Origin of the sequence: Carnobacterium sp. 1290_CSPC, assembly GCF_001053265.1 — a bacterium.
Taxonomy (GTDB): Bacteria; Bacillota; Bacilli; order Lactobacillales; family Aerococcaceae; genus Aerococcus; species Aerococcus urinaeequi.
In genome coordinates, this window is the sequence record NZ_JVVG01000007.1 from 1 (window position 1) to 13,324 (window position 13,324).

The following is a 13,324-nucleotide window of genomic DNA, read 5'->3' on the forward strand; positions in this document are numbered from 1 at the left end:
CAAAAATAGTGCCGATGAGACTCAATTGAATCTCACCAACACTATTTATTATAGAACCGAGATTTTTTCTTAGTCAGAAACTAGTAGAATATTAGAATGATTAATGATGCGTTCATACCGATGGTCTTCATCATTATTAATGACTACGGCAGTCACGTCGTTTAAAGAATAGTAAGTGAAGAAGTCCTCTTTACCAACTTTAGAGGCGTCTAGCAGTAGGTACTTCTCAGTTGAATTATTCAGAGCCAGTTCCTGCGTCTTTCCTTCTTCAAGAGTGGCAGTCATAATGCTGTTATTGGTGACCCCATTGGCAGAAAAGAAGGCCTTGTGGAATTTTAGGTTTTCCAGTACAGCAAGGGTGATATAGCCATTAAAAGCTTGGGTATTCTTCTTAATTTTACCCCCTAGTAGGTAGACATTGATGTCTTTATCAGCCAGGGTATTGAAGACGGGTAAGCAGTTGGTGTATACCTCGTAATCTTGCCGTTCCATCTTTTGAGCCATGATTTCCATGGTGGTACCAGGGCCCATGTAGATGATGTCACCGTCATTAATTAGCTCAATCGCTTTTTCAGCGATACGGTTTTTCTCGCTAATATTAATGACTTTCTTAGCGTCATGAGATAGTTCTTCTTTTGGATATTCCCCTAGTGAAATTGCTCCCCCATGAACCCGTCTTAATGAACCACTTTCTTCTAGTTCTGTTAAGTCTCGTCGCACAGTCATATCTGATACATTTAACTTGTCGACGATATCAGTTACGGATACGGTGCCGTTACGTTTAAGTAAATCTAAGATAAGTTCATGTCTCTTCTTTTTTAACATTGTTGAGTTCACCTCATTTCCGGTAATGTGCAATAGGTATTTTTCAATTATTATTAGCAAGTGCTTCAATAGCATCGTCATAGAAAATAGGTCGTATATATATCATATAACGAAATAATGCTCTTCTCAAATACATAGTATACTTGAAAAGAGCACAAAATGAATTAATATTCGATTATAGTCACGCGATCAAATAAATCATCAAAATGATTGATATCGATATGGCCCGTGATACTCTCCATAGTATTTAGCATACCAGTTGTCATGGCTTGTTTAAGTAGGTGAATATCATCTAAATTATCCTCTAAGGCCACTGCAATCCCTGCAACTGTTGCATCACCAGAACCAACAGGATTTACAACAGGAATGGTTGGTATATTTACCTTATAAAAGCGGTTGTTATGTTTAGCAAAAGCCCCGTCGCCTCCTAAAGACACGACAATCCACTCAATCCCCGAAAATAATTCATCAGCTAAGACAGCTTTTAAATCGGCTGGATCTGCACTCACTTTTTGACCTAATAAATCGGACAATTCCTCAATATTGGGTTTGATTACAGTAGGTTTAAATGAATTTTCTAGTACATTTGAAAGGTTAGATTTGGACGTATCAAGCACGGTTTTCTTGTCTAAATTGTTGGCGATTTGAATCAGTTTTACATAGTAATCTTCTTCTAACCCTTTGGGTAAAGACCCGGAAATCGTAATGACATCAGCGTAGCCAACAGCTTGTTTGAAGTGGGTTAAGAAGGCCGCATTTTCATAATCGGTGATGGTAGGACCTGATTCTAATACTTCGGTTTGTTGGCCATCATGTAAGATGGCAATACAATTTCTGGTTTCACCTTCGATAGATAAGAAATCTGTTTTGATACCGTTTTTATTTAATTCCGAGACAATGCCTCCACCTAAATGTCCACCGATAAAACCAGTGGCGGTGACGGCTTTATTTAAATCATGAATGACCCTAGTCACGTTAATCCCCTTGCCACCAGCTGTCTTACCCACTTGGTCAGTTCTATTTGTTGTGTCTAATCGCAGGTCGGGGATGGTGTATGAGATATCAACGGAAGGGTTTAAGGTTACAGTCAAAATCATATAATCACCGCTTAATCGTGGTATTCGCCACGGTCCCATTTTTCAAGGTATTCAGTGAATAAGTCAGGGTTGTCTGAATGATTGCTTGATTCAAGGTGGGTAATTTTGTTGATTAGAGTTTTATTTTCCTCAGAAGGTTGATATTCCTCTTGGATAAAGGCAGAAATGATATCTTCCATTAATAATTCACCAGTAATCATCCCACCGAAGGCGATAACGTTGGCGTTTAATTCTCGCTTAGAGTATTGAGCAGTTGTCATATCTCTTACCAAAGCTGCACGAACGCCTGGCACTTTGTTGACGGCGTTTGAAATCCCAACACCAGTACCACAAATGACGACACCAAGATCAGCTTCACCATTTGTTACTGCCTCACCAACTTTACGCCCAAAGATAGGGTAGTGGGTTCTCACGTGATTATGGGTACCTACATCAACCACCTCATAACCTTGTTCTACTAAGTAATCTGATACGCGAATTTTTATATCTGTCACGATATGGTCACAACCAATTGCAATTTTCATAATTTTACCTCCGATTCTATTCTCTTAGCACATAGCGTTTAACATATCTACACGGATTTGGTGACGACCACCGTCATAATCGGCAGATAGAAATGCATCCACAATGTTCTCTGCTAGTTCGTGCCCCACAATTTGTTCACCTAATGTAATGATTTTTGAATTATTGTGTTCTCTTGTCATATAAGCAGACCGCTCATCAGAAACTTCGGCGGCAATAATGCCTTTGATTTTTGTGGCTGAAATGTATGAACCTGCACCATAGCGATCAAATAAAATCCCGCGTGCATTGTCATCCGCTAGAATTTTTTGGGCTACCTTAGTGGTAGATTCTACAAAATCCACGCTAGGTGTTTCTGATAGATCTTCATAATCAATCTTGTTTGTTTGTAAGTATTGTTTAATGACTTCTTTTAATTGCATTCCGTCCTTGTCAGCACCAAGATACACTTTCATAATATAACCTCCAAAGTTTAATTTTTATATTTACAAACACATTGTAGAACATAAATAAACAAACTTCAACAATAACAATCAAAATAAATCGAAAAACAAACAAAAAAATTCGATAAGGGCTTGACTAGAAGGTTAAAGCGTTATAATATCTAATTAAACAAATAGAAACATAAAACAACATAAATTAACAATCAGTTACAAGGAGGATATTATGAAATTCGTATCAGAAGGTAAACTAAATAAATTAAAACAATTATCTACTAAAGAAGGATTTATTTCCGCGCTAGCTATTGATCAACGGGGGTCATTGAAGAAAATGATCGCTCAAGCAGGAGAAACAGATGATATTCAAAAGGCGGTTGAAACATTCAAAGAAGCTATTTCTGAAGAGTTGACACCATACGCTTCGTCTATCTTATTAGACCCTGAATATGGTTTACCAGCGGCAAAAGTGAAAGCGCCTTCTGCAGGTTTGTTATTAGCTTATGAAGAAACAGGTTATGACGCTTCAGAACCAGGTCGCTTACCAGACTTATTACCAATTTGGTCTGCTAGACGAATTAAAGATGAAGGGGCAGATGCTGTTAAATTCCTTCTATATTATGATGCAGATGAAGATACTGAAATTAATGAACAAAAAAAAGCCTTTGTAGAACGTATTGGTTCTGAATGTAAGGCAGAAGAAATTCCTTACTTCTTAGAGATCTTAACTTATGACAAAGATATTGAAGATGCAAAATCGAAAGAATATGCAGAAGTGAAACCAAGAAAAGTTTTAGAAGCTATGAAAGAATTCTCTAAGGATAGATATGATGTAGATGTCTTAAAAGTGGAAGTGCCTGTAAATATGAACTTTGTTGAAGGCTTTACTGATGATGAGCCAGTATACACTGCTGAAGAAGCAAAAGGTTACTTTAAAGCGCAAGACGAAGCGACAGAATTGCCATATATCTACTTAAGTGCAGGAGTAAGTTCACAATTATTTAGAGATACCTTAGTATTCGCCAAAGAGGCTGGCGCAGACTTTAATGGGGTTTTATGTGGCCGGGCTACTTGGAAAGAGTCGGTTGCCGTTTTTGCTAATGAAGGAGAAGCTGCAGCCCGCGAATGGTTGAGCACACAAGGTGTGGCCAATATTGAAGAATTAAATCAGACATTAAACGAGACAGCAGTGTCTTGGGAAAGTAAAATTTCCAGTAATTTAGCCACAAGTAAATAAGATCAATTAACGGAGGTAGCAGTGATGAATAAAGAAGAAGCAACTATGATAGGTTTTGAAATTGTCGCATATGCTGGTGAGGCACGGTCAATTTTGGTGGAAGCTTTATCCAAAGCGCGAAACGGCGAATTTGACGAAGCTGAACGATTGGTTGGTGAAGCCAACGAAAGTTTAGTGGATGCCCATAATGCCCAAACAAATATGCTATCTAAAGAAGCGAGTGGTGAGAATATTGAGTTAGGTTTCATTATGGTCCACGGTCAAGACCACTTAATGACGACCTTGTTGTTAAAAGAGATTGTAACTGATTTTATCGAACTTTACCGTAGAGTAGGTGACTAAAATGATGGACAAAATGATTTCTCAGATTGAGAAGATGAAGCCATTCTTCGAGAAACTATCTAGAAATATTTACTTAAGGGCGATTAAAGATGGGTTTATATCAGCCATGCCTGTCGTCTTATTCTCAAGTATCTTTATGCTGATTGCTTATGTGCCTAATGTGTGGGGATTCTACTGGAGTGATGAAGTTGTTGCCTTCATTGTAAAACCATATACATTCTCAATGGGGATTTTAGGGCTACTCGTTTCAGCAACAACAGCAAGGGCGCTAACAGATTCCTATAATAGACGCTTGCCGGCAACCAAGCAGTTAAATCGGGTTTCCACCATGATTGCAGCGATTGTTGTCTTCCTATTCCTTTCATCAACTGAAATTGCACAGGGTGAAGGGGATGCAGTTGTTGCAGGATTCTCATCTGGTTATCTCGGCACAACAGGGCTATTAGCAGCCTTTGTAGCAGCCTTTATTACCGTGATTGTCTATAATTTCTGTATGAAAAATGACATAGCCATTCGAATGCCAGAGGAAGTACCACCAAATATCTCACAAGCATTTACGGACGTTATCCCATTTGCTATTGCAGTGGTCATCGCGTATGGTATTGACATTGCGATTCGTGCTTTTACAGGCGTAAGTTTTGCACAAGCCATAATTCAAATGTTTCAACCCTTGTTTACTGCAGCCGATGGTTATGTGGGGATCGCCATTATTTACGGTGCTATAGGATTCTTCTGGTTTATTGGTATTCATGGACCATCAATTGTAGAACCAGCCATTACTGCAATTGCCTTCTTGAATATGGATGCAAACCTAGCATTAATCCAAGGTGGTGAGCATGCTGCTAACATTATTACACCGGGCTTACAGTACTTTGTTGCAACATTAGGGGGTACAGGTGCAACGTTTGTCGTGCCTTACTTATTTATGTGGTTTGGTAAATCAAAACAAAATAAAGCAGTGGGGAAAGCGTCATTTATCCCAACCTCTTTTGGTGTGAATGAGCCAATCCTATTTGGTGGACCATTGGTATTGAATCCAGTATTCTTTGTACCTTTTGTTTTAGCACCTATTTTAAATGTCTGGATTTTTAAATTCTTTGTAGAAGTTTTTGGAATGAATGGATTCTCTTATTTCCTACCTTGGCCAACACCAGGACCTATAGGTATCGTATTAGGGACAGGAATTGCACCTTTATCATTTGTTGTAGTGGCTCTACTGATTGCAGTAGATGCGATTATTTACTACCCATTCTTTAAAGTTTATGACAAACAAATTTTAGAAAAAGAATTAAGTAACGAAGATGAAATTATTGAAGAACAAGCAGAAACCAAAGCTGATGCAACTGAAGTCGGAGAAAATGACGGTCAAGTTTCAACTGGTAGTCATATCAAAGATGAAGTATCTGTCTTGGTCTTATGTGCCGGTGCAGGAACCAGTGGGCTATTAGCCAACGCCCTAAACAAGGGGGCTAAGGAATATGATGTTCCAGTAGTAGCAGGTGCAGGGGCTTATGGTGCTCACCAAGAGATTATGGGGAACTATGATTTAATCATATTGGCACCTCAAGTCGTTTCTAACTATGATGATATTAAAGAAGATGCTGATAGATTAAATGTGAAGTTAGTCAAAACAAGAGGGAAAGAATACATATCATTAACGCGCGATCCAAAAGCCGCATTAGAATTTGTTGATTCCGTATTAAAAGAAGCATAATAGTTAAAGTTAAGCAAAGGAGTTTATGATGAATTTACCTAAAAAATTTTTATTGGGTGGCGCAACAGCTGCTTATCAAGCAGAAGGTGCAACGTCAGTGGACGGGAAAGGTAAGGTGGCCTGGGATGATTATTTGGAAAAACAAGGTCGATTTAAAGCCGATCCTGCGAGTGATTTTTATAACAAATATCCGATAGATTTAAAATTGTCACACGAATTTGGTGTTGATGCTATTCGTATATCTATCGCATGGTCGCGTATCTTCCCTAATGGAGACGATGTGGAAGCTAATCCAGCTGGTGTACAATTTTACCATGATTTGTTTAAAGAAGCTCGTGCTCAAGGGGTTGAGCCTTATGTTACACTACATCATTTCGATACACCGGATGCCTTACATAGTCAAGGAGATTTCTTAAATCCGCATACAATTGAAAGTTTTGTCAGATATGCAGAATTTTGCTTTAACGAATATCAAGAGGAAGTAAAATATTGGATTACCTTTAATGAGATTTGGCCTGTAACTAGTGGGCAATATTTAGTAGGAAAATTCCCACCAGCAATTACTTATGATTTCTCAAAAACTTTGCAAGGACAACATAATATGATGGTTGCCCATGCAAAAGCCATTAAATTATTTAAGGACAACCAGTATGATGGTGAGATTGGAATTATTCATTCATTAGAAACGAAGTATCCTTATGAAGGTAAAAAAGAAAATGAGCATGCAGCATTCTTGTATGATGTACTTGCGAATAAGTTTTTACTAGATGCTACCTATAAAGGTTACTATACCGAAGAAGTGATGGATGCTGTAAATGAAATACTACTAGCAAATAATGGTGAAATTCATATTACAGAAGAAGACTTAGCGCATCTTGATGCAGCGAAAGATTTAAATGACTTCCTAGGTATTAATTACTATCAAAGTAATTTTGTGAGAGCTTATGATGGTGATAATGATATCCACCATAATGGTACTGGGGAGAAAGGCACGTCAGTTTTCGCGTTACATGGCGTTGGTGAGCAAATGTTTGATATGGACATCCCTAGAAATGATTGGGATTGGTTAATTTATCCAGATGGCCTAAGAGATCAAATGATTCGCGTGGCAAAAGAGTATCCAAACTATAAGAAGATTTATGTAACTGAAAATGGGATGGGGTATAAGGACGACTTCAATACAGAGTTAATCGATGATACGCCTCGAATTGATTACATCAGAAAGCATTTAATAGCTTGTACAGAGGCAATTGATGCTGGTGTCAATGTAGCCGGTTACTTTGTTTGGTCATTAATGGATGTATTCTCATGGTCAAACGGCTATAATAAGCGATACGGTCTATTTTATGTAGATTTTGATACGCAAGAAAGATATCCGAAGAAGAGTGCCTACTGGTGGAAACAATTGAATGAGAATAGGGATCTAAGCTCGAACGATATAGGATAATAGGAATTAGTTAACCATCTAAGGTGATATACTTTAGATGGTTATTTTGTAATTTTATCTTAAAAACTACAAATTTTACTAGTAACCTTGCACCAATAATTGTAAATAAATTTCATCATAAAAAGAATTAAGTTAACATAAAAGGTCGGGACTTAGTTCCGGCCTTTTTAATATGAGACTTGGAACTTAAATTTTTTAACGAGACCAATATATTAAAAGCTTTATTCAATCTAGATAAATTTGTAAATGTTTAAGATAGTTATTTCTGGTTATAAATAGATTTTGTTATACTAAGATTAAGAAATAGGTTAATGATATAAGGAGTTTCAATCGATGACAAGTGAAAAAGACAAGATGTTAGCTGGGCTGATTTATGACGCCAACTACGACCAAGAATTAATTGACGCCAGAGCGGATGCCAAGGAATTATGTTATGACTTTAATCATGCACGGCCTAGTGAAAAAGTAAAGCGACAAGACATTATCCGCCAGTTACTAGGCAAAACGGGCGATAGATTTGAAATTGCAGGGCCATTTTATTGTGATTATGGGTTCAACATTGAAATCGGGAAAAACTTTTATGCCAACCACAATTTAGTTATCCTTGACGGGGCTAAAGTCACATTCGGAGATGATGTCTTTGTTGCCCCAGACTGCGGCTTTTATACAGCCGGACACCCGCTAGATGCAGACCGTCGCAATAAAGGTTTAGAGTACGCCAAACCCATCACAGTCGGCAATAACGTCTGGTTTGGTGGTGGTGTGAAAGTCATGCCCGGTGTAACGATTGGGGACGGGGCTGTCATTGGTGGCGGTTCAGTAGTCACAAAAGATATCCCAGCCAACATGATTGCATTCGGTAACCCTTGTAAGCCAATCCGTGAAATTACTGAAGCAGATGCCCACCGTGACGGTTAATCTGCTATAATAGTTATTGAGAGAGGTTGAGATAAAATGAATAATAATGACCGACTAACGCGCTTGCGTTATGCTTTAGATATCAAAGACGAAGATGTTGTAAAAATTTTCGACATGGGTGGGGCAAGTGTCACAGCTGATCAAGTGCGTGCCTTCACTACTTCAACGCCTACTAGTGAAGACGAGTATGAGCGTGAGTATGAAGAAGTCTTAGACAATGAACACTTTGAACGATTTTTAAATGGGATTATCACTTCCCAACGTGGCGTACGTGAAGGGGCACCAGAACCAAAGCTAGAGTTAACTGACGACAATGCCAACAATCTATTATTGAAGAAAATGAAGATTGCCTTGTCATTGACCACAGAAGATTTGCATGAAATCATGGAAGATGCTGGCGGCCGTTTAACCAAAAGTGAATTAGGTGCCGTCTTACGTAAAGAAGGCCACCGCAACTACAAACCATGTGGCGACCGGTACGCACGTAACTTCCTAAATGGGTTAAAAATGCGCTACCGCGGGGAATAAATTACTGTCACATATATAGTAGATAATAGTAGAAATCAGGCTGGGGAAACCTAGTCTTTTTTCGTATAAACTGTTATAATTTCTTGACAATTGCCAGAAGAGGTGTGAAACATTGAAGAAAGATCTATATCCAACAGAAGTTCTTGAAGTGACAGTTGAGAAACTGGACCATACAGGCGTGGGTTTTGTGCGCTATATCCATCCGTCAGAAAAAGGCCCCCACGGAAAACATTTACTACTATTTATCGATAATGTCGTCCCGGGCGACAAAGTCCGCGTGACTGTGCCCAATGCCAAAGGACGTCATAAAGCCAGTCTATCATTTGACGAATTGCTGGAACCAAGTCCCATGCGGAATTTGGATATGCCAGTAGACCGAGAAATGGCTGCCGGCGCGCCCTTACAATTTATGAAATACGAAGACCAGCTAGCCCACAAAGAAAATCTAATTAAGGGTTATTTAGCAGAAGCTGGCTTTGATACTAACCTAGTCAAACCCATCATCGGCATGGACAATCCTTACCGATACCGCAATAAGATGGAATTAACTTTTGGCGTAGATGGGGCTTTAGGTATGCACCAACAAGGAAATTACCGCAAAGTTATCGACTTAGAAGACTCCATCCTAGCCCCAGAAGAGATGATTGCCATTAAAAAAGTTGTCTCTAAATGGCAAAAAGACTACCAATTCCCAGGCTTGGATAAAGATACCAAAGAAGGTTTGCTATGCAACCTATTGATGCGTCAATCATTTGCAACAGGGGAAATCATGGTCGCCATTTACGCTTTAGAAGCACCGGATGCTTATACTGAAGCCATCGAAGACCTTACCCAACGCCTTCTGAACGCGCAACCACGGATCGTTTCCTTCCAATGGTTGAAGAAAAATGGGGGTACCGAACGGTCGTATGACAATGACGTCTACCTCATTCACGGTCGTGACTATATCAACGACGAGCTACAAGGCTTTAAATTCCGTATTTGGCCAGATACTTTCTTCCAAGTAAATCCTGTCCAAGCCAATAAGATGGTAGAAACAGCGATTGCCATGGCTCAGGTCGAAGAGGATATGAAAGTTTTAGACCTATTCTGTGGTATCGGGACTTTTTCACTACCATTAGCAGCCGCTTCAAAATCACTGGCAGGGATTGAAATCGTAGAGAACTCAATCAACTCAGCCAAACGAAACGCCGCGGATAATAACCTAGATAATACCTTCTTTATGACCTCAGATGCCAGAGCAGGATTGCGGGTTTTACCGGATGTTTGGGGACAACCAGACCTACTATTATTAGATCCACCACGTAACGGGGCGGGCGGTAAAGTCATGCGTGCCATCGGTCGATTCGGCACCGACCGCATTGTCTACGTGTCATGCGGACCGAAAAGTTTAGCAGCCGACCTCGTTTGGTTACTCGACTTTGGCTACGAAGTTGTAGAAGTGCAACCAATCGACCAATTCCCTCACACTGCACATTTAGAAAACATCGTGTTATTAAAGAAGAAAGAAATAAAAGATTAATTAAAACATGAAGCCTCTGGTTTCAACTCTATTTAGTAACTTTTGATGATTAATAGATAAGCCGGTGGCTTTAAGGTAGTCCACGAATACATTTAATAGTTACAGAATGTAAATATATGCTAATTATGATGAGTAATTTCTCAATGTAGTCAAATTAATAACCAATATAAAAAGATAGTGAATGTTAACTTAAACAGACACTATCTTTTTGCGTGTATAAATGTTTTTAAAATCAAGTGGTTGGATTATAAGTCAGCCATTTCGTCTCGTGTGGCGATGTCACGGGCGTCAACAAATTCGTAACCTTTGGCTTGGATACCGTCTAGTATGGTCGGCATAGCTTCGTTGGTCCAAGTTAAGTCGTGCATTAATAAATTAGCGCCTGGGGATAAGAATTCAGTGTTCACCATGACATCTGCTAGCGTTGCTGGGTCTGAATAGTTTTCGTCCCAATCAAAACCATACGACCAGGTCATCGCCACCATGTTTTCTTCTTCTAAAATCCCCTCTAATTCTGGGATTTCAATACCGTGTGGTGGACGGAAGAATTGTGGGCGATAACCAATAACTTCTTCAATAATATCTTGGTTACCAATAATTTCGTGACGCAAGGTTTCTTCGTCAGGTACTTGGTCAAGACTATAATGCGTAAGCGTGTGGTTACCAATCACATGACCCATGTCGGCAATCTCTTTTAATGCTTGCCGGCCTTCTTCGCCATCTTCACCTTGTAAGTACATACCGTTGACGAAGAAAATCCCGTAAATACCGCGATTGGCCATAGCTTGTGCTTCCTCTACTGACGACGTTGGTGTTTCGGGTAACTTTCTAGGTACATCATCAACAGTGGCGAGTACAACATTAGGATTCGCACCCTCATTAGCCGGCAATACACTTGAGGTCTCTGGATCGATATAGTAGTTAGCTACTTGATTATCTGTTTCTTCATTAGTATCCTCATCTTGGTCAATGCTTTCCCCATCCTCACCACCTTTAATATTGCTAGCCTCTGAAGATTCACTAGTAGTAGCTTGTTCTTGGGACCCATCGCCATTTTCTTGTTCATTTCCAGCACAACTAGCTAAAAGCAAACCTGTTAATAATAGAACGGGTATTCTTTTCAACATGTCCTATTCCTCCCTATAACGTATAATATATATATCTATCATACACTAATATATAAGAGATTACGGAAAAAACCATTCAAATTTCAGAAAAACAATCACGCAAATGAAAAAATAGTGACCGCTGACTTGGCAATCACTATCTTTTTAATAATATTAGTGGAGATTCTCCTCAGTAAAGCAACATAGCAAACTAAAATAAAATACAGCTAAAACAATTATTCCTCTTGGGCTTGAATGACTGCTTTGATGCCGCCTTCGATGACATGTGTTTTGTTGTAGCCATGTGCTGTTAAGTAGGCGTCGCCTGCTGTGGCACGGCCGCCTGATCCACATAGTAGGTAAATATCTTTGTCGCTATCAATTTTTTCTAAGTTATCGGCTAGCTTTTCTAGTGGTATATTGACCAAGTTTTTCTCTGGTGCTGGGCGGGTAATTTCATCTGGATGACGTAAGTCTAATAAAATATAGTCATTGTCATCAGATAATTGTAAGAAATCTGCCGCTGTGATTTCTGCACTTGTAACCAGTACTTCTTGCGGAATATCTTCAAAAAGAATATAAGCGTTTGGATCTAGGTCTTCAAAGTCAGCGAGCGAATCTTCCTTATCTGTAAGGATGACAATGTTTTCTTTGTTTTTGACCAAGCCATCCCAGTATTTGTCTTTTTGCTTGGCTGTGACGTTCAAACTATTCGGCAAGTGACCTTGGCGGAAGGTTGTATTGTCACGGATATCCACCACTACTTCGTCTTGTAAGTTTTCGTATACGATTTTATTTAATGTTGTTGTCATATAACCACCTCTTCTATTTACATTATGACAGGACGCGTGGGGTGGGTCAATGTGGATGCTTGATAGAGAATGCCAGCAAGATGCGTTTCGCCCTTTTTCAGGGGGAGGTACTTGTCAGATGATGATGGTTTGGCTAAAATATTGGGAAAGAAGGGGTGTTGTGCATGGAACTTGAAAGTGTTGCGGTATATTTGGGGTCGGCTACTGGAGATGACCCAGTTTATGAAGAGATGGCGACAAAGGTCGGCGAGTTGATTGCTAAATCTGGGCGAACTTTGGTTTATGGTGGGTCAAATGTGGGCTGTATGGCTGCTGTAGCGAACGGGGCTTTGGCTTTTGGCGGCGATGTGATGGGGGTTGTGCCACAGAAGTTGGCGGATAACAATATTCAACATCCTGACCTGACTAAATTGTTTGTTGTCCAAGGGATGCACGAACGGAAGGCACAGATGATTGATTTGTCTGACGGGTTTATTGCCTTGCCGGGTGGTCCAGGGACCATGGAAGAGTTGTTTGAAGTGATTTCCTGGAAGCAGGTTGGCTACCACGACAAACCAATCGGGATTTTGAATGTGAATAACTACTATGACGGCTTGTTAGACTTTTTGGATTTCCAAGTCGACCATGGGTTTATGCATCAACAATACCGAGATATGTTGTTGGTTGAAAGCGATCCGGAAGTCTTGTTAGAGAAAATGGCTGCTTATGAACCGACAGCAGAAGCGAAATGGAAATAGATATAAAGTCGAAATAAATGTATCTTCAATTGTCAGATTAAGTGCAACGATTCATTAAAAAATACTTCATAAGGGGTTTT

Annotated in this window: 14 protein-coding genes; 8 read left to right on the forward strand and 6 right to left on the reverse strand. The window is 39.5% G+C overall.

What is annotated here, in order from left to right; genetic code table 11:
* Positions 1 to 69 precede the first annotated feature (69 nt).
* The 4 genes from AC973_RS00555 to lacA all read right to left on the reverse strand — a co-directional run bounded on the left by AC973_RS00555 (position 70) and on the right by lacA (position 2,899).
* Complete coding sequence (locus AC973_RS00555) at positions 70 to 825, reverse strand: DeoR/GlpR family DNA-binding transcription regulator (protein WP_048725888.1); 756 nt, start codon at positions 823 to 825, stop codon at positions 70 to 72.
* A 164-nt stretch (positions 826 to 989) separates the two neighbouring features.
* Entirely contained in the window at positions 990 to 1,922 is a 933-nt protein-coding gene (lacC, locus tag AC973_RS00560) for a tagatose-6-phosphate kinase (protein ID WP_048725891.1), read from the reverse strand.
* Between the two features lie 11 nt (positions 1,923 to 1,933).
* Positions 1,934 to 2,446 (reverse strand): galactose-6-phosphate isomerase subunit LacB, encoded by a 513-nt coding sequence (gene lacB / locus AC973_RS00565; protein WP_016897234.1) that lies wholly within the window; start codon positions 2,444 to 2,446, stop codon positions 1,934 to 1,936.
* 24 nt (positions 2,447 to 2,470) lie between these two features.
* Positions 2,471 to 2,899 carry a galactose-6-phosphate isomerase subunit LacA gene (gene lacA / locus AC973_RS00570; protein WP_048725896.1) on the reverse strand — a complete coding sequence of 143 codons (429 nt, stop codon included), beginning with the start codon at positions 2,897 to 2,899 and terminating at the stop codon, positions 2,471 to 2,473.
* Between the two features lie 211 nt (positions 2,900 to 3,110).
* On the opposite strand from lacA, the gene lacD reads away from it, so the two are divergent.
* The 7 genes from lacD to rlmD all read left to right on the forward strand — a co-directional run bounded on the left by lacD (position 3,111) and on the right by rlmD (position 10,589).
* On the forward strand, positions 3,111 to 4,118 hold the full coding sequence (gene lacD / locus AC973_RS00575; RefSeq protein ID WP_048725898.1) for a tagatose-bisphosphate aldolase: 1,008 nt from the start codon (positions 3,111 to 3,113) through the stop codon (positions 4,116 to 4,118).
* Positions 4,119 to 4,142: 24 nt separating this feature from the next.
* Complete coding sequence (locus AC973_RS00580; RefSeq protein ID WP_048725901.1) at positions 4,143 to 4,460, forward strand: PTS lactose/cellobiose transporter subunit IIA; 318 nt, start codon at positions 4,143 to 4,145, stop codon at positions 4,458 to 4,460.
* 4 nt (positions 4,461 to 4,464) lie between these two features.
* Complete coding sequence (locus AC973_RS00585) at positions 4,465 to 6,174, forward strand: lactose-specific PTS transporter subunit EIIC (protein WP_048725922.1); 1,710 nt, start codon at positions 4,465 to 4,467, stop codon at positions 6,172 to 6,174.
* 25 nt (positions 6,175 to 6,199) lie between these two features.
* Complete coding sequence (gene lacG, locus AC973_RS00590) at positions 6,200 to 7,621, forward strand: 6-phospho-beta-galactosidase (RefSeq protein ID WP_048725904.1); 1,422 nt, start codon at positions 6,200 to 6,202, stop codon at positions 7,619 to 7,621.
* A gap of 333 nt (positions 7,622 to 7,954) precedes the next feature.
* Positions 7,955 to 8,539 carry a sugar O-acetyltransferase gene (locus AC973_RS00595; RefSeq protein ID WP_048725907.1) on the forward strand — a complete coding sequence of 195 codons (585 nt, stop codon included), beginning with the start codon at positions 7,955 to 7,957 and terminating at the stop codon, positions 8,537 to 8,539.
* 36 nt (positions 8,540 to 8,575) lie between these two features.
* A complete protein-coding gene (locus tag AC973_RS00600; RefSeq protein WP_048725910.1) occupies positions 8,576 to 9,067 on the forward strand; it encodes a DUF1456 family protein in 492 nt (163 codons plus the stop codon).
* Between the two features lie 112 nt (positions 9,068 to 9,179).
* Entirely contained in the window at positions 9,180 to 10,589 is a 1,410-nt protein-coding gene (gene rlmD / locus AC973_RS00605) for a 23S rRNA (uracil(1939)-C(5))-methyltransferase RlmD (RefSeq protein WP_048725913.1), read from the forward strand.
* Between the two features lie 245 nt (positions 10,590 to 10,834).
* Here the strand turns inward: rlmD and AC973_RS00610 are convergent, their stop codons facing one another.
* Together AC973_RS00610 and AC973_RS00615 are read right to left on the reverse strand one after the other, a co-directional pair.
* Positions 10,835 to 11,716, reverse strand: coding sequence for a polysaccharide deacetylase family protein (locus tag AC973_RS00610; protein ID WP_048725915.1), 882 nt, complete (start codon positions 11,714 to 11,716; stop codon positions 10,835 to 10,837).
* Positions 11,717 to 11,931: 215 nt separating this feature from the next.
* Complete coding sequence (locus AC973_RS00615; protein ID WP_048725918.1) at positions 11,932 to 12,507, reverse strand: rhodanese-like domain-containing protein; 576 nt, start codon at positions 12,505 to 12,507, stop codon at positions 11,932 to 11,934.
* 164 nt (positions 12,508 to 12,671) lie between these two features.
* Here AC973_RS00615 and AC973_RS00620 point away from each other — a divergent pair, with 164 nt between their 5' ends.
* The gene (locus AC973_RS00620; protein WP_048725920.1) at positions 12,672 to 13,244 is read left to right on the forward strand and encodes a TIGR00730 family Rossman fold protein; all 573 of its coding nucleotides are present in this window, start codon (positions 12,672 to 12,674) and stop codon (positions 13,242 to 13,244) included.
* Positions 13,245 to 13,324 lie beyond the last annotated feature (80 nt).